The sequence below is a fragment of the Sporosarcina aquimarina genome (assembly GCF_019748715.1).
Classification (GTDB): domain Bacteria; phylum Bacillota; class Bacilli; order Bacillales_A; family Planococcaceae; genus Sporosarcina; species Sporosarcina newyorkensis.
Map to the genome: position 1 here is coordinate 31,011 of NZ_JACLBZ010000017.1, position 15,526 is coordinate 46,536.

Sequence of the window (15,526 nt, forward strand, 5' to 3'; positions counted from 1 at the left end):
ATAACAATCAAAAAACAACACATCCTGCGTTCGGAAGTGTTGTTGTTCATGAATCAATCTTCATATTTTAATGGATCGCCTTCAAAAGGAGCATCCGCAATTTTAATTGAATCAGTTGGACAGCCATCGAACGCATCTTCGAGATCTTCCATCAGTTCTTCTGGAACTTCAGTGTTTCCCATGTTATCATCTAAAATAACAAACGCGATTCCCTCGTCGTCATAATCATAGATATCCGGTGCAGCAGCCCCGCATGCACCGCAAGCTATACATGTATCCTGATCGACAATTGTGTACTTTTTGCTAGACATTGTCTTTCTCCCTTCTTCCATTCACTCAACCTATTTTGCATCTACTCTATTCTAAAGCTGTTTTCATCACTTTTCAACAATAAAACTCTATTTCTTCGGGAGGAAGCGTAATTGGTTTTTATTTCAATCTTATTAACGATGTTTCAGCGCCTTCATGGCGAACGATCTGCACAAGGAGTGTATCATATTCTTCGCGGCAAAAGATCCGGGCAAACATTGCAGGATGTCGAAAACTATCAATTGAAACCATTTTATTCGTTATTTCCAAACCTATCAACCGATGGTTATCGTCGACAAATTGAACGTTTGATAGCAGAAGGTTTAATACGTATTGAAAATCAAGTCGTTTACGTTACAGATAAAGGCCGCAAGAATATGCTGCATGCGCCATGGCGTTTCAATGGGTGGGAATACCGTGGCGGAGAAAGGGAATTCGTTAAGCGGCTGGCACTTACTGTACAAACATTATCGTATATTCGGACCGGGCAGACAATGTTTGCGCCGATACAAAAGGAGTTGCATATACAGCAATTCGTCAAAGAATTCCTTCGCAGACAGACGGTATCGGTGGATGAACTTGCAAAAAGAGTCCATAAAGAATTGGTACAGATTCTATCTGAAGCGAATCTGACCGATCTGCAACGAACGATTCTTTCATATAGGTTGACTGGTGTGCAATTGACGGCTTATACATGGGAGCAAATAGCGGAAGCGCTGAATTCGCCTGTCACAAGTGTTCAAATCTATTTCCTGGAAAGCTTACATATCGTACTAGATTTCATTGAAGAACATGAGGACATGCCTTTAGTGAAAAGCTTGGCTGTAGGGTGCAGAGTGGAGAACTATTTGACGCAATCTGCAGAACGATCGCGTAAATTGGTTCAACAAGGGTATTCTATAGAGCAGATTGCTTCGCTGCGCAATCTGAAACTCAGTACAATAGAGGATCATATGGTGGAAATGGCTGCAAATGTAAAAACTTTTCCGTATGAAGAATTTGTCACCGCTGAACAGATCCAGAAAGTTTGGCAGCAAATTGACCGGTTGCAGACAAAACGATTGCGTGTATTAAAAGAGCGGTGTGCGGAACTATCATATTTTCAGCTTCGGTTAATTATCATCCATGGAAAGCGGGTGGACAGTTGATGGACATACAAGACGTTTTACAGCAAAGGTTTGGCTATGTTGCATTTCGGCCCGGACAGGAAGAAGTGATCCGTCATATTGTAGCTGGCAGGGATGCGGTCGCGATTTTTCCCACCGGGATGGGCAAGTCACTTTGTTATCAACTTCCTGCCTACGTAATGGATGGCGCAGTAGTCGTAATCTCCCCACTGGTTGCATTAATGGAAGATCAAGTCGCTAATTTACGTAATCATAAAGAAAAAAGAATTGTTGCGATAAATTCATTTTTATCGAGACAAGAGAAAGAATTGGCTCTGAATACATTGCATCAGTATAAATTCATTTTTCTGTCACCTGAAATGCTTATGCAAACAGCGGTTCAACAATTGATCGAGCAATTGAACGTGGCGTTTTATGTAGTGGATGAAGCACACTGTATATCGGAGTGGGGATTCGATTTTCGTCCGGATTATTTGCGGATGAAAGAAATTTTCGCAGGATCGAAAAGGGCACCTGTTTTAGCTTTAACCGCGACGGCAAGTGAAAAGGTAATAGAAGATATCACGTCTTATCTGCAGCTCAATCAACCGCATATCGAACGTCAGCCGATCGATCGGCCTTCTATATCTTATCGTGTATTGCATTTAGAAAATCAATTGGCGAAAACAGACTGGATCATTGAAAGATTGTCCGTTACGATCGGTCCAGGCATTATCTATGTCGCTTCTAGAAAGCGAGCGGATGAATTGGCGGCGGTCCTGCAAGAAAAAGGGATCCGGGTGGCGAGTTATCATGGAGGCAAGGAACAAGATGAACGTTCCATCATTCAAGAACAGTTTGTACAAGGTGACCTAGAGTGGATTTGTGCAACCAATGCGTTTGGGATGGGAATCCATAAAGACGATATCCGTCAAATTATCCACGAGCATTTACCGGCTACTCCATCCGCTTATGTACAAGAGGTAGGCAGGGCGGGACGCGATGGAGAAAAAGCAGCCGCAACACTTCTTTACAGTGAAAGAGATATACAAAAATTGAAATTCATCGTTTTTGAAGACTTACCTGACGAACAACAAATCCGTTATTATCATTCATTGATGCAGACGGGGGTAAGTGGATCGCTTGCGACTGAACAATCCGGACTGACAGAAGTGGCGGCCCGACTGCTGGATTATTATTTCGAGCAGTTTGACGAGGAAAATGTCATTCGTCAAATTCGTCAAATCTTTCAAGTGAAAGAACGACAAATCGCGGACATGGAGAGATTTGTGAGAAGTGAAGATTGTTTAAGAGAAAAGCTTCTCAGTTATTTCGGTGAAAAATCTGCTACAACTTTCGATTGTTGTTCACAATGTCAGAATATCGCCGATGAATGGCTGGTTAGGACGACAGTTGAACAAAAACGTTCGACTAAATTGGATTGGAAAGAAAGACTGCATCAATTACTAGGCTAAGCCTTCTGTCCTTATTTACTTTTCCGACAAAATTCGGCATAATGGAAGTATGAATACGTTCGGATGATGTCTATTTCTTGATAGTTTTGAGAAATGAATTACATCACATAATTGGAACTGACATTATGAGATGTGAAGGAGAAGTTGCATATGAAAAAAGATGACTATGAACTGGATTTTGAGCAAAATCGTAAAGAGATTACTATAGAAAAAGAGTCTGATAAACTACCTTCTCGTTCAGAAATTCATAGAAAGAAAAAGAAGGAGAATCAGAATCGGACGAAGTTAATTAATATTCTTCTTGCTATATTTACGTTAATACCGATTGTGATTTTAGTATACGTTTTATCCGATTTATATTCGCCTGCCGTCCCGAACCAAGTGCCGGTCGAAAAATCGAAGGTTTCAGTCAGCAATAATTCCGTTGCAGATGGCAATTTGACCGGAGTTGCTAAGGGAAATAAAGAGCAACCGGCAGAAACAAAAAAACCAAATGCGGATGCTGCTAAAAAGCCTGCAGTCGAAGTAAAGCCTGAAAAGCCGGTGGAGAAACATAAGCAGCCAGCCAAGCAACCGGAGCCGAAACCAGAAGCAAAACCAAAACCAAAACCAAAACCTGAAGCAAAGCCAAAACCAGTGGAAAAGCCAGCACCCAAGCCGGTGGAGAAGCCTGTGGAAAAACCGGCGCAAAATAAACCTGCTACGGGTGTTAGACATCATGTCGTCAAACCGAACGAGACGCTGTACCGTATTTCTGTCAATTATTATGGAAGTGGCGCTCATGTTCAGAAGATTCAACAGGCGAACGGCTTATCGTCCAATAATATAAGTGTGGGGCAGACACTTGTGTTGCCTTAGGTTACGTACAATTGAGCAACATTTTATGACTTTTATCTAAAAATTGATATGATAATGATGGTTTTTTTACTAATATTTTAAAAGCAAAGTGGATGCTTTGCTTTTTTCTATGGGAGCTGTGTGATGAAAAGGTATCAAACGACTTTGTTATCCGTCTTAATGTCTGGCGCTGGCCTGCTGGCATATATGTTTTCACTCGCACATCGGAACAGAGTGTTGACGCACACAGTTGCTTTAGAAGGCGCAACTGCCAAGAAGTTGACGGTTTTTTTTATTTCTGATATTCATAGGCGCCGGCTTTCAAACGGGCTGATAAATAAACTTCGTACTTTTCCTGTTGACGCAGTCATTGTAGGGGGAGATGTGGCTGAAAAAGGAGTGCCGCTTTCTCGTATAAAACGAAATTTTCAACTGTTGGCCACGGTTGGTCCTCTTTATTATATTTTCGGAAACAATGACCAAGAGGTGGGAACAGAGGAGCTCTTGAAAATCATTGAAGAGTCAGGCGGAGTGACGCTTGTCGATCAAACGATACGTATTCCAGGGCATCCGACATGGGGACTATGCGGATTGGAAGACCCTTCAAATGGTACAGTTGATGTCGATCAGGCAGTTGCCTCGACAATTGGTTTTAAACATCTCATTTTAGCAGCCCACAATCCTTCTCTATTTCGTAAGATTGAAGGGCGTATGAAGCCGGATCTCATGTTGGCTGGTCATACGCATGGGGGACAAATCCGTTTAGGTAAATGGGGATTGCAAGATTTAGGTGTTTTTCAAAAAACAACAAATGGTGCCAAGTTGATTAGTAATGGTTTTGGCACTACGATGGTGCCATTACGGCTTGGTGCAAAACCTGAATGTCATGTAGTGGAAATATATTACTGAGCAGATGGGGTAAGGAGAGTAGATTTCATGTATTCTGTTGACGCAGTAATTGTCGGCGGCGGTCCGTGTGGCTTATCCGCAGCAATCGAATTACAAAAAATAGGGTTGTCCGTAATTGTCATTGAAAAAGGAAATATCGTTCATTCCATTTACAATTATCCGACCCACCAAACATTCTTTAGTTCCAGCAGCAAATTATCGATCGGCGATATTCCATTCATTACGGCGATTGATAAACCAAAGCGAAATGATGCATTGGTGTACTATCGCACGGTGGCTCAACTTAAGAATTTGCGAATCAATAGCCACGAACGAGTAGAAAACGTTCAAAAGCAAGGGAACGGATTCATTGTCCAGACTGATAAAGCGACATATGAAGCTTCCTATGTAGTGGTGGCAACGGGTTATTACGATCAACCGAACAGTCTGAACGTCAAAGGTGAAGAGTTGCCGAACGTTTATCATTACTTTAAGGAGGCCCATCCTTATTTTAATAAAAATGTTGTTGTGATCGGCGGCAAGAATTCAGCCGTTGACGCGGCTTTGGAGTTGCAGCGAGCAGGGGCGCATGTTTCGGTTATTTATAGAAAAGACAGCTATTCAGCGAGTGTAAAACCATGGATTTTACCAGGGTTTGATAGTTTGGTGCGAAATGGACAAATTCAAATGTATTTTAATGCGTGTGTCACGGAGATTACGGAGACGGCTGTAACCGTCACTCAGCAAGGAAAGACGTTTGATTTGGCAAGTGATTACGTCTTTGCGATGATCGGTTATCATCCGGACCATCCTTTTTTACGCAGAATAGGTATACAAGTGGACGAAGCGTCAGGACGTCCGATTTTTAATGAAGAGACGATGGAAACGAATGTGGAAAACCTTTTTATCGCAGGTGTGATAGCTGCGGGCAATAATGCCAATGAAATATTTATCGAGAATGGCCGCTTTCACGGCGGGATGATTGCAGCAGCGATCAAACAACAGAACGAATGAGAAAGCCGCCGGACTGAAAAACGTCCGGCGGTTCTTTAGTAGGAGAACTATAATACTAGAGTGCTGCAAGTAGGTTTTGTGATACACTAGCGTCATGGGGAGGCGCCTATGTTTATTCTACTTACTGTCGCGATTGCGCCAGGGCTAGCACTTTTCAGTTACTTATATCTCCGAAAGCAAATCGCAAAAGAGCCATCGCGAACATTGTTTCATGCGTTTATGTATGGAGCTATTATGACTTTTCCGATTTTGTTCATTCAGCACGTTTTTGAAGAGGAACATGTATTTTCTAATGAATTTTTACGTAACGTTTTATTTACTAGTAGTTTAGAAGAGTTTTTCAAATGGATCATCATTTTTATCCTTGTATACAAAATCATTGATTTTGAGGATGCGTACGACGGAATTTTGTATGGCGCTAGTGTTTCGCTAGGTTTTGCCACCGTTGAAAATATTTTATATCTTCTTTCATTCGGACTGGACACAGCATTTATCCGTGCGTTGCTGCCCGTATCGAGTCATGCTTTATTTGGCGTTGTGATGGGCTATTATTTTGGTAAAGCCAAGTTTTCGATAGAATCCGAAAAAGGCAGATGGGTTTGGATTGCCTTTTTAGCTCCGTTCACGCTCCACGCATTCTATAATGCAATCTTGTTCTTATATGACTATTGGCTATATTTAATGATTCCTTTTATGCTGTTCCTTTGGTGGTTTGGTTTGACTCGTGTGAAATATGCCCATACATTTGCGATGCAACAATTTAGAAAGAAAATAAATGCAAAACCAGAAAATCCGTCTACTTAGGCGGATTTTTTATTTTTTATCATAAAATTTAAAGCATTGGACAAACTAGAACAAAGCAGAAAAATTTGGAGGTGGATGTTACATGAAGCGAGTTGCTGTACGCTTCCTATTTTTACTCATCGCCGGTGTAATGGTTCTTTCATTATTTGTCATTCAAACGGAAGCATTCAGTGCGCGTGACTTGGCAAAAGGTGCTAAAGGCGATGATGTTATTGAATTGCAGGCAAGGCTGCAGTACATCGGATTTTATCATGGTGAAATTGATGGTAACTTTGGTTATGGAACATACTGGGCATTACGGAACTTTCAAGAACAATATGGCATGCCGGTAGACGGTATTGTTGGTAAAAACGTCAAGAAGAAGTTGCAGGGAATCTCCGATTACGATGAGAAGTATGTCAAAGGGCAAATTGCAAAAGGGAATCAATTTACGTATTATGGCGGCCAGCCTTTAGAGGCGCAAGTCAAGAAAGGCAGCAAACCGCAGAAACAAATGCAGACACCTGCGAAATATTCGGATCAGGATATAAAGTTATTGGCCAATGCGGTTTATGGGGAAGCACGGGGGGAGCCTTATGAAGGGCAAGTTGCGGTGGCAGCTGTAATTTTGAATCGGATTGAACATGCTGATTTCCCAGATACCGTCGGGGGAGTTATTTTCCAACCAGGAGCCTTTACCGCTGTATCAGATGGACAAATTTGGCTGACCCCGAATGAAAGGGCAAAAGAAGCTGTCATCGATGCGATCAATGGCTGGGACCCATCTGAAAATGCGATTTATTATTTCAATCCAATTACAGCAACGAGTAAGTGGATCTGGTCACGACCGCAAATTAAGAAAATCGGACTGCACATATTTTGTAATTAAAGGAAAGGAGGGCGAGGCGACGATATGAAAAGAATGCTCTTTATTATGACCTATTCATTCATAGTACTCGGGATTTATGCCTTTGGTAAAACTCAAGAGACCGAGCAGTTATCGGTGGCTTTAAATACACAGTATTCAAAAAGTATTTCGGACGCTTCACAAAAGCTAGGCGAACTTGAAGAATCGGTTAAAAAATCATTGCTGTTTGAAGACGAAAAAAGCTCAGCTAAAGAGCGAGAAGATGTTTGGCGACTGTCATCGGATATCAAAGCTTCAATAGGTGCTCTTCCTGTGAATGAGAGCTTTTCAACTTCTTGGATGAACTATTTAGGCCGTCTCGGGAATTATGCGAAAGAATCTACAGAGCAAGGCAATAAAGATGATTATTATGCTGTCATGAAACGGGCTTCGGATAACTTGGATGAACTCTCAAGTGAATGGCAAGTGGCTACTTCTGATTTATTATCAGGCGATATGACAATGCAGCATTGGGAGAATAAACTTGGCAGCAACGTCGAAAATGAAGGTAATTGGGGTAAAATGGGGGCATCCATCAAACAATACGGAGAAGCTGTATTTCCTTTGACGGCAAGTGAGTCGGATGCGCAAAAGAAAAAAGAATTACGTAATATTAAAGACCAGAAAATTACAGAAGACGAGGCAATCGAACGATTTAAAAAGCTTTTACCTGAAGTCTCGAATGATGTAATTGCCGCAGAGAAAAGCAGAAAAGGAGCACCCTATCCTTTTTATCACATTCGTTTTTCCGAAAATTCATCAATTGGATATATTGACATCACCCAAAAAGGCGGACATATCTTATCGTATTTGGTAGAACGTCGAATGGGAAAACCAACAAAGTCATTTGAAGAATTAAAGAAAATGGCTGCGGTGTTCCTAGATAAGGCGGATTACAAAGACGTTGTATTGGAGGAGTCCAGGGAAAATGATGTGGCATGGCATTTTGTTTTCGTCAGGGTGAATCCAGATAACAATGCAAAAGTATTTTCTGATCCGATTCATATTAAAATGGCGAAGGATAATGGGGAAGTATTAGGGATGGATACATCTGAATATATTCGTAAAGAAACACTAAAACCGCAACCCATCCGGGACGTGAATTGGAAAGAGTTTTTCCGAACGGGCGTAAAGGTAATGGAAGAAGAGCTTGCATATGTTGAAAATAAGCAATTAGAGCAACGTTTGGCTCATTATCTTACAGTCGTTTCCAATGATAAAAAACCAGAGACCTATAAAATTGTAGTGGATACGGACACATTAGAAGTAATTAAAACCGAAAAACAATAAGAAATAGATTGGAAAACTCTTCACCGCGTGACATAATAGTATCAAAAGTAACTATTGGCAGGTGGAGAGATGAAGTTAACAATTGGTACGGTGTTGACGATTGAGAAGGATTACACAGAGGAATCCGAGAAGTTTAAATCCCGTGTTGTAGATATCGAAGAAGATCATACTCATTTTATGATGGACTATCCAATTAGCATGGAGACTGGGAAAACGGCTTTCTTCATTGATGGCACCCAGTTATTGATCACATTTGTTGATGACCTCAAAATGTCCTATGCATTTCGTACCGAAATTCACAGCAGGATGAATCGAACAATTCCGATGTTAAAACTGAAATATCCTGGAGATAAAGAACTGATCAAGATTCAGAGACGTGAATTTGTCCGAGTCGAGACATCATTGGATGTAGCCTTACAAGCTGATTCAGAATCGTTGCAATTGGTTTCATCCGACTTGAGTGCAGGCGGGTTGGCAGTCAATATGAAAAATCATGAGTATTTCCCCCAACAAACAGAGTTGGATTTGATGATTGTACTTCATTTTTCCAAAAATGAAATCAAATATATTTCCTGCAAGGCGAAGGTCGTAAGAAATTGGGAGCAGGACACTCGCCGGCTAAGCTCTTTAAAGTTTGAAGAAATTGATGAAAAAGATCGCCAGCATATCATTCGGTATTGTTTTGAACGTCAATTAGAGTTGCGTAATTCTTAAGGAAAAGTCTATCTTCAAAAGACTTTTCCTTTTTGCATATGGTACAATAAAGGCGAAAATGGAGGGGTTTTTAGCATGACTGGTGGAATGAGAATTGCAATCGACGGACCTGCGGCAGCCGGTAAAAGTACAATTGCTAAATTAGTGGCGAGAAAATTAGGATACACTTATATCGATACAGGAGCGATGTATCGGGCCATCACGTATAAAGTACTTCAAAATGCCGTGGATCCACATGATGAAGAAGCCATCGCTCAACTTGTGGGACAAGCAGAAATTGAGTTGCAACAAGGTGAGCAAGCGCAAAAGGTAATTTTGGACGGTCGCGATGTGACGGAGGTCATTCGTTCACATGAAGTGACTTCCCAAGTTTCCGCAATTGCGGCACTTACGTCAGTTCGTCAACTTTTAATGAAAAAACAACAGAACTTAGCAAAAGATTCATCTGTCGTAATGGACGGCAGGGATATCGGCACGTCTGTGCTGCCAGATGCGGAATTGAAGATCTTCATGACGGCATCCGTGGAAGAACGAGCAGAGAGACGTTTATTAGAAGAAAAGCAACGGGGCAATACAGTGGATTATGAAACATTGAAAGGAGAAATATCAGCGCGAGACAAGGCAGATAGCGAACGCGAAATTTCTCCATTAAAAAAAGCAGAAGATGCGATTATAATTGACACAACGGGGAAAACAATAGAAGAAGTGACAAATAGTATCGTTGAATATGCCGAAAAGAGGTTAGCTCGATGAACTTATATCCTTTAGGCAAATTTTTGATCAGTACGATTTGTTATCCACTTTATCGAATTAAAGTAATTGGCAAAGAAAAATTCCCTAAAGAAGGCGGGGTGCTTTTATGCACCAATCATATAGATAATCTTGATCCGCCTGTAGTCGGAATCACTTGCCCGAGAACCGTTCATTTCATGGCGAAAGAAGAACTGTTCAAAAAGCCGATTCTCAAGTCCGTTCTGCCGCGAGTACAAGCGTATCCAGTGAAAAGAGGCATGAGCGACCGTGACGCCTTCCGGACGACGATCAAATTACTTCGTGATGGGAAAGTTGTCGGCCTATTTCCTGAAGGTACAAGAAGCAAGACAGGGGAGCTCGGTAAGGGGTTAGCGGGAGCAGGTTTCTTTGCTTTAAAAGGAGGCGAAGCAAAAGTAGTACCTTGTGCAATCATCGGCCCGTATAAAGCTTTTTCACAACTGAAAGTCGTTTATGGCGATGCAATTGACATGACGCCTTTTCGCGAAAGAAAAGCTTCTGCTGAAGAAGTGACAGAAGCGATTATGGCAGAGATCTCCAAGTTGATAGCGCAACACAAATAAAAGAATAAGTGCAATTTTTTGTTTTTAAGTGTAGATTCGAATACTATAGAGATAAGATTCATTATGGAGGAGGACTACATATGACTGAAGAGATGAATATGGATGAAGTAAAAGAATACCGTGAAGGTGATCATGTAACAGGTGTAGTTACAAAGGTTGAAGAAAAATCGGTAACTGTTGAAATCGCAGGCGCTCCATTTGATGGCGTCATTCCGATCAGTGAACTCTCAAGCTTGCATATTGAAAAAGCAGCCGATGCAGTCGAGGTCGGTGATGAATTGAAGTTAGCGATTACAAAAGTTGAGGACGATGCATATGTTTTATCGAAGCGCCAAGTTGACGCGGAAAATGCATGGGATTCATTAAAAGAACAATTTGAGAACGGTGAAATCATCGAAACAGAAGTAAAAGACGTAGTGAAAGGCGGACTTGTCGTAGACTTGGGAGTTCGTGGATTTATCCCGGCTTCACTAGTTGAAGATCATTTCGTTGAATCATTCGAAGATTATAAAGGACGTACGATGACATTTAAAATTGTGGAGATGGATCAAGAAAAAAATCGATTGATTCTATCACATCGCGCGGTCGTCCAAGAACAAAACGATAAGAAAAAAGAAGAAGCACTTTCGTCGATCCAAGAAGGCGATGTTTTAGACGGTACTGTACAACGGATCGCTTCATTCGGAGCTTTTGTTGATATTGGCGGCGTAGATGGCCTTGTCCATATTTCACAAATTTCCCATGGACATATCGAAAGTGTCTCCGATGTCTTGAAAGAAGGAGACGAAATTAAGGTAAGGGTCTTGTCTGTAGATCGCGATGCTGAACGTGTATCTCTATCCATCAAGGACACGCTGCCTGGACCTTGGGAAAATGTCGCTGAAAAAGCGCCGATCGGTTCTGTATTAGAAGGAACAGTAAAGCGTCTAGTGGCATATGGTGCATTCGTGGAAATCTTCCCGGGTGTCGAAGGACTTGTCCACATTTCAAGGATTGCACATACGCATATCGGTACACCTCACGAAGTGCTTGAAGAGGGGCAGACGGTTCAGGTGAAAGTACTCGATGTCAATCCAGAAGAGAAACGAATTTCATTAAGCATCAAAGATCTTTTGGAAAAAGAGGACGATCCTCGCGAAGAGAACTTCAGCTATGAAATGCCTGAAGAAACAACCGGCTTTTCATTCGGAGATGTCATCGGCGATCAGCTGAAGAAATTCAAAGAATAATATTATCAATGATGAGTCGATTGTGATCAACTAACAACAACTTAATTACTATGTATGATGAGAATGATGATGCTTTCATATGCATCATCATTCTTTTTGTGTATAATATTCAAAGATAGGTCGGAAGGGTGTAATGAAACAAATGAAAAAACCAACAGTAGCAATCGTAGGGAGACCGAACGTCGGGAAGTCGACAATTTTCAATCGCATCGTAGGCGAACGGATCTCCATAGTGGAAGATGTGTCCGGCGTGACACGAGATCGCATATACAGCCCGGCGGATTGGCTGAATTATGAATTCAATTTAATCGATACGGGCGGAATTGACATCGGTGACGAACCATTGCTGGAACAGATCCGTGCTCAAGCTGAAATCGCCATCGATGAAGCGGACGTCATCATCTTTTTGACGAACGGGAGAGACGGCGTAACCGATGCGGATGAACAAGTAGCCAGAATGCTTTATAAAACAAAAAAGCCGATTGTCTTGGCAGTTAATAAAGTGGATAATCCGGAAATGAAAGAAATGATTTATGATTTCTACTCACTTGGTTTTGGAGAACCATATCCGATATCCGGTTCGCACGGGCTAGGTCTGGGTGATTTATTGGACGCGGTCGCAGAAAGCTTTAAGGAAATGGATCTTGAAGAGGAAGATGAAGACACAATCCGTTTTTGCTTGATAGGACGGCCGAATGTCGGAAAATCGTCACTTGTTAACGCGCTTCTCGGGGAAGACCGCGTAATTGTCAGTGATATTGCTGGTACGACTACCGATGCGATCGACTCTGTTAAAGAAGTGGATGGGCAGCTTTTCAAGATAATCGATACTGCCGGTATGCGTAAAAAAGGTAAAGTGTATGAAAACATGGAGAAATACAGTGTGCTCCGTGCACTGAAGGCTATTGATCGATCTGATGTCGTCCTAATCGTCCTTAACGCGGAAGAAGGAATTCGTGAGCAGGATAAGCGGGTCGCAGGATATGCTGAAGAGGCTGGGAAAGGTGTCTTGTTCGTTGTGAACAAATGGGACACATTGGAGAAAGACGATAAGACGATGAACAAATTTATCGACGATATCAGGGACCAGTTTCGTTTCTTGGATTATGCACCGATTCTTTTTGTGTCTGCTAAAACAAAGCAAAGAGTGCATACATTATTCTCCAATATTCAAATGATTAGTGAAAATCATGCATTGCGCATCCAGTCGAGTGTCTTAAATGAAGTAATCGAAGATGCTGTAGCGAGAAACCCTGCGCCTGCTGATAAAGGGAAACGTTTGCGGATCTATTACGCGACACAAGTTGCCGTCAAGCCGCCGACTTTTGTTGTATTCGTCAATGAACCATCGCTTATGCACTTTTCTTATGAACGTTTCTTGCAAAATAGATTGCGGGAAGCTTTTGGCTTTGAAGGTACGCCGATTCGCTTGATCACGAGAGCAAGAAGCTAAGTACTAGATAAGAAAGGGTTGGGGTAATGGAAAACATCTCTATAATAGGAGCAGGAAGCTGGGGAACAGCTCTTGGATTCGTACTCGCTGAAAATGGGCATGACAGCTTGATTTGGACAAGACGTGCTGAGCAAGCGGATGAAATCAACCAACAGCATTCGAACAGTCAATATCTGCCTGATGTGAAGCTGCCCGAAAATCTTACATCCACTAGTGAACTGGACAAGGCGGTGCAGCATGCGAATATAATCGTCCTTGCTGTTCCGACAGTTGCCATGCGTCAAACGTGCAAAAAAATTCAAGCTGTACTTAAAACTCCTACAATTTTTGTTCACGTCTCAAAAGGTATTGAACCAGATTCCTTAAAACGGATTTCGGAAATTATTGAAGAAGAAGTGGATGAATCGCTTCGCTCTGCAATTGTCGTATTATCAGGTCCGAGCCATGCGGAGGAAGTAGTGCTCCGTCATCCAACGACTGTGACAGCCGCTTCATCCAATATGGAGGCGGCAGAGCGTGTACAGGATTTATTCATGAACAATTATTTCCGAGTCTATACCAATGCTGACGTAGTGGGTGTTGAGCTTGGCGGTGCGTTGAAGAACGTCATTGCGTTGGCTGCAGGAATATCGGATGGTCTGGGTTATGGCGACAATGCCAAAGCCGCACTTATTACACGAGGCTTGGCTGAAATTACGAGATTGGGTGTTAAGATGGGAGCGGAACAACAAACGTTCTCAGGTTTGACAGGTCTCGGTGATCTTGTCGTAACGTGCACGAGTGTCCACTCACGAAATTGGAAGGCGGGCAATCGCCTTGGCAAGGGACAGTCACTGGAGAAGGTGACGGATGAAATGGGAATGGTGATAGAAGGCGTGCGCACAACAAAAGCTGCCTATCAGCTGGCAGACCATTTCGACACGACCATGCCGTTGACGGAAGCTTTGTACTCGATTTTATTCGGAGGCATTCCACCGAAGCAAGCAGTCGACCAATTGATGAGCCGCGGGAAGAAACAAGAAATCGATATGTTCTTTGGCGGTATATAAATAGTAGGAAGGTGACAATTTTGTCCTCGTTAGATAAAATGTGGCTATCTTTTTACGCGATGGGTTTTATGGCGATTTCAATGGGCTTGATCTATACAAGTCGTTATAAATTGAAAAATCGCGTACTTAAAATCTTGTTTGCCATTATAGCCTATGTATTATTAATTACTTCGTTCTTTGCGATGGTCTATTTAGTATTCAATGGACCTACTGGAGGAGCATAAAATATGAATAGAAAAGTAATCGTATTAACTGTCATGTTGTGTGTTGGATTGCTGTTGTCGGGCTGTATATCACGTACACCTGAAGAAAAACAAGTAAGTGAAACGCCATATCCTGACCAGTTGGAAACAGTTCAAAAAGCAGTGGATAGTTACCAAGAACAAGCAGGTGGTCTATTGCCGATCAAAACGCGTGACATGGAAACCGATCAATATATCAAATATCCAATAGAGTTTTCAAAAATCGTACCGGATTTCACTGAAAAAATTCCATCCAATGCTTTCGAAAACGGTGGAATCTTTCAGTATGTCCTTACAGACGTTGAAGAAAACCCGACTGTGAAACTTGTAGACCTCCGAATAGCAGAGAAATTACGTGATTTGAATTTGCGGAAATTCATCAATGGCGAACTGCCATTTTTAGACCCGGTAGGCGAGTTTGTCTATGAAGTGGACTTTAAGAAAATGGGTTTCAAAGAACCTTTAACTGTAGAAAGCCCATACTCTAACGCTCACCTGCCAATTGTCGTAGCAGGAGACGGCCATTTCTACGTGGACTACTCCATAGATTTGAATAAGATTCTTACGGAAGAAAAACCTGAAGTCGAGCAAGGAACGGACATCCGCTACCTGCTTTCCGAAACCTCAGCCATTCTACCAGCCTACTCATTGCCATATACTGTGAACGAAGACAATGAGCCGGTATTTATGAAGAAATAATTTTTTTGTTTTGCTGGAAGTTGTTCAACTGATCGCAGTGGAAGTTTTGTTTTTGTATCACTTTGCAGAACGGACTATCTAGTTGATTGGAGTGGAGGGCGGCGACTCCTGCGGGATTAGCGTGACAGGTGAGACCCTGGACTGAGCGAAAGCCGTAGCGAAGGACGGCTTTTGCGGGTAAAAGCGAAGCGTTAGGA

17 protein-coding genes are annotated in these 15,526 nt (G+C 42.0%); 16 read left to right on the forward strand and 1 reads right to left on the reverse strand.

Annotated elements, in window-relative coordinates; genetic code table 11:
• Positions 1 to 53 precede the first annotated feature (53 nt).
• Positions 54 to 311 (reverse strand): ferredoxin, encoded by a 258-nt coding sequence (locus tag H7J92_RS09740; RefSeq protein ID WP_078816451.1) that lies wholly within the window; start codon positions 309 to 311, stop codon positions 54 to 56.
• A gap of 111 nt (positions 312 to 422) precedes the next feature.
• Between H7J92_RS09740 and H7J92_RS09745 the strand changes: the two genes are divergently transcribed.
• The 16 genes from H7J92_RS09745 to H7J92_RS09820 all read left to right on the forward strand — a co-directional run bounded on the left by H7J92_RS09745 (position 423) and on the right by H7J92_RS09820 (position 15,329).
• Entirely contained in the window at positions 423 to 1,457 is a 1,035-nt protein-coding gene (locus H7J92_RS09745; RefSeq protein ID WP_078816452.1) for a YpbB family protein, read from the forward strand.
• On the forward strand, positions 1,457 to 2,890 hold the full coding sequence (locus H7J92_RS09750) for a RecQ family ATP-dependent DNA helicase (protein WP_221836762.1): 1,434 nt from the start codon (positions 1,457 to 1,459) through the stop codon (positions 2,888 to 2,890). The genes H7J92_RS09745 and H7J92_RS09750 overlap by 1 nt, the downstream gene beginning before the upstream one ends.
• Positions 2,891 to 3,040: 150 nt before the next feature.
• Positions 3,041 to 3,748, forward strand: a complete 708-nt coding sequence (locus H7J92_RS09755; protein WP_221836764.1) for a LysM peptidoglycan-binding domain-containing protein — start codon at positions 3,041 to 3,043, stop codon at positions 3,746 to 3,748.
• 123 nt (positions 3,749 to 3,871) lie between these two features.
• Positions 3,872 to 4,636 carry a metallophosphoesterase gene (locus H7J92_RS09760; protein WP_221836767.1) on the forward strand — a complete coding sequence of 255 codons (765 nt, stop codon included), beginning with the start codon at positions 3,872 to 3,874 and terminating at the stop codon, positions 4,634 to 4,636.
• Between the two features lie 27 nt (positions 4,637 to 4,663).
• Positions 4,664 to 5,629 carry a YpdA family putative bacillithiol disulfide reductase gene (locus H7J92_RS09765; protein ID WP_078816456.1) on the forward strand — a complete coding sequence of 322 codons (966 nt, stop codon included), beginning with the start codon at positions 4,664 to 4,666 and terminating at the stop codon, positions 5,627 to 5,629.
• A gap of 108 nt (positions 5,630 to 5,737) precedes the next feature.
• Positions 5,738 to 6,433, forward strand: a complete 696-nt coding sequence (prsW, locus tag H7J92_RS09770; protein WP_221836770.1) for a glutamic-type intramembrane protease PrsW — start codon at positions 5,738 to 5,740, stop codon at positions 6,431 to 6,433.
• An 82-nt stretch (positions 6,434 to 6,515) separates the two neighbouring features.
• Complete coding sequence (gene sleB, locus H7J92_RS09775) at positions 6,516 to 7,301, forward strand: spore cortex-lytic enzyme (RefSeq protein WP_139365914.1); 786 nt, start codon at positions 6,516 to 6,518, stop codon at positions 7,299 to 7,301.
• A 24-nt stretch (positions 7,302 to 7,325) separates the two neighbouring features.
• A complete protein-coding gene (locus tag H7J92_RS09780) occupies positions 7,326 to 8,609 on the forward strand; it encodes a PepSY1/2 domain-containing protein (RefSeq protein WP_078816458.1) in 1,284 nt (427 codons plus the stop codon).
• 69 nt (positions 8,610 to 8,678) lie between these two features.
• Entirely contained in the window at positions 8,679 to 9,323 is a 645-nt protein-coding gene (locus tag H7J92_RS09785) for a flagellar brake protein (protein ID WP_221836772.1), read from the forward strand.
• 75 nt (positions 9,324 to 9,398) lie between these two features.
• A complete protein-coding gene (cmk, locus tag H7J92_RS09790) occupies positions 9,399 to 10,076 on the forward strand; it encodes a (d)CMP kinase (protein ID WP_078816460.1) in 678 nt (225 codons plus the stop codon).
• Positions 10,073 to 10,657 (forward strand): lysophospholipid acyltransferase family protein, encoded by a 585-nt coding sequence (locus H7J92_RS09795; RefSeq protein WP_221836774.1) that lies wholly within the window; start codon positions 10,073 to 10,075, stop codon positions 10,655 to 10,657. Before cmk ends, H7J92_RS09795 begins: the two co-directional genes overlap by 4 nt.
• 80 nt (positions 10,658 to 10,737) lie before the next feature.
• Positions 10,738 to 11,886, forward strand: a complete 1,149-nt coding sequence (gene rpsA / locus H7J92_RS09800) for a 30S ribosomal protein S1 (protein ID WP_078816462.1) — start codon at positions 10,738 to 10,740, stop codon at positions 11,884 to 11,886.
• Positions 11,887 to 12,028: 142 nt separating this feature from the next.
• On the forward strand, positions 12,029 to 13,339 hold the full coding sequence (gene der / locus H7J92_RS09805; RefSeq protein ID WP_040758831.1) for a ribosome biogenesis GTPase Der: 1,311 nt from the start codon (positions 12,029 to 12,031) through the stop codon (positions 13,337 to 13,339).
• Between the two features lie 26 nt (positions 13,340 to 13,365).
• Entirely contained in the window at positions 13,366 to 14,388 is a 1,023-nt protein-coding gene (locus H7J92_RS09810) for an NAD(P)H-dependent glycerol-3-phosphate dehydrogenase (RefSeq protein WP_009497150.1), read from the forward strand.
• Between the two features lie 11 nt (positions 14,389 to 14,399).
• Positions 14,400 to 14,612 carry a DUF2768 domain-containing protein gene (locus H7J92_RS09815; protein ID WP_425441317.1) on the forward strand — a complete coding sequence of 71 codons (213 nt, stop codon included), beginning with the start codon at positions 14,400 to 14,402 and terminating at the stop codon, positions 14,610 to 14,612.
• A gap of 3 nt (positions 14,613 to 14,615) precedes the next feature.
• The gene (locus H7J92_RS09820) at positions 14,616 to 15,329 is read left to right on the forward strand and encodes a hypothetical protein (RefSeq protein ID WP_078816463.1); all 714 of its coding nucleotides are present in this window, start codon (positions 14,616 to 14,618) and stop codon (positions 15,327 to 15,329) included.
• Positions 15,330 to 15,526 lie beyond the last annotated feature (197 nt).

Excerpts from the sequence above, each read along its gene's own strand:
- H7J92_RS09785 (WP_221836772.1), top strand. The coding sequence starts at position 8,679 with ATGAAGTTAACAATTGGTACGGTGTTGACGATTGAGAAGGATTACACA.
- H7J92_RS09795 (WP_221836774.1), top strand. The coding sequence starts at position 10,073 with ATGAACTTATATCCTTTAGGCAAATTTTTGATCAGTACGATTTGTTAT.
- H7J92_RS09755 (WP_221836764.1), top strand. The coding sequence starts at position 3,041 with ATGAAAAAAGATGACTATGAACTGGATTTTGAGCAAAATCGTAAAGAG.
- H7J92_RS09740 (WP_078816451.1), bottom strand. The coding sequence starts at position 311 with ATGTCTAGCAAAAAGTACACAATTGTCGATCAGGATACATGTATAGCT.
- H7J92_RS09760 (WP_221836767.1), top strand. The coding sequence starts at position 3,872 with ATGAAAAGGTATCAAACGACTTTGTTATCCGTCTTAATGTCTGGCGCT.
- rpsA (WP_078816462.1), top strand. The coding sequence starts at position 10,738 with ATGACTGAAGAGATGAATATGGATGAAGTAAAAGAATACCGTGAAGGT.
- der (WP_040758831.1), top strand. The coding sequence starts at position 12,029 with ATGAAAAAACCAACAGTAGCAATCGTAGGGAGACCGAACGTCGGGAAG.
- H7J92_RS09810 (WP_009497150.1), top strand. The coding sequence starts at position 13,366 with ATGGAAAACATCTCTATAATAGGAGCAGGAAGCTGGGGAACAGCTCTT.
- H7J92_RS09765 (WP_078816456.1), top strand. The coding sequence starts at position 4,664 with ATGTATTCTGTTGACGCAGTAATTGTCGGCGGCGGTCCGTGTGGCTTA.
- H7J92_RS09820 (WP_078816463.1), top strand. The coding sequence starts at position 14,616 with ATGAATAGAAAAGTAATCGTATTAACTGTCATGTTGTGTGTTGGATTG.
- prsW (WP_221836770.1), top strand. The coding sequence starts at position 5,738 with ATGTTTATTCTACTTACTGTCGCGATTGCGCCAGGGCTAGCACTTTTC.
- sleB (WP_139365914.1), top strand. The coding sequence starts at position 6,516 with ATGAAGCGAGTTGCTGTACGCTTCCTATTTTTACTCATCGCCGGTGTA.
- H7J92_RS09750 (WP_221836762.1), top strand. The coding sequence starts at position 1,457 with ATGGACATACAAGACGTTTTACAGCAAAGGTTTGGCTATGTTGCATTT.
- H7J92_RS09780 (WP_078816458.1), top strand. The coding sequence starts at position 7,326 with ATGAAAAGAATGCTCTTTATTATGACCTATTCATTCATAGTACTCGGG.
- cmk (WP_078816460.1), top strand. The coding sequence starts at position 9,399 with ATGACTGGTGGAATGAGAATTGCAATCGACGGACCTGCGGCAGCCGGT.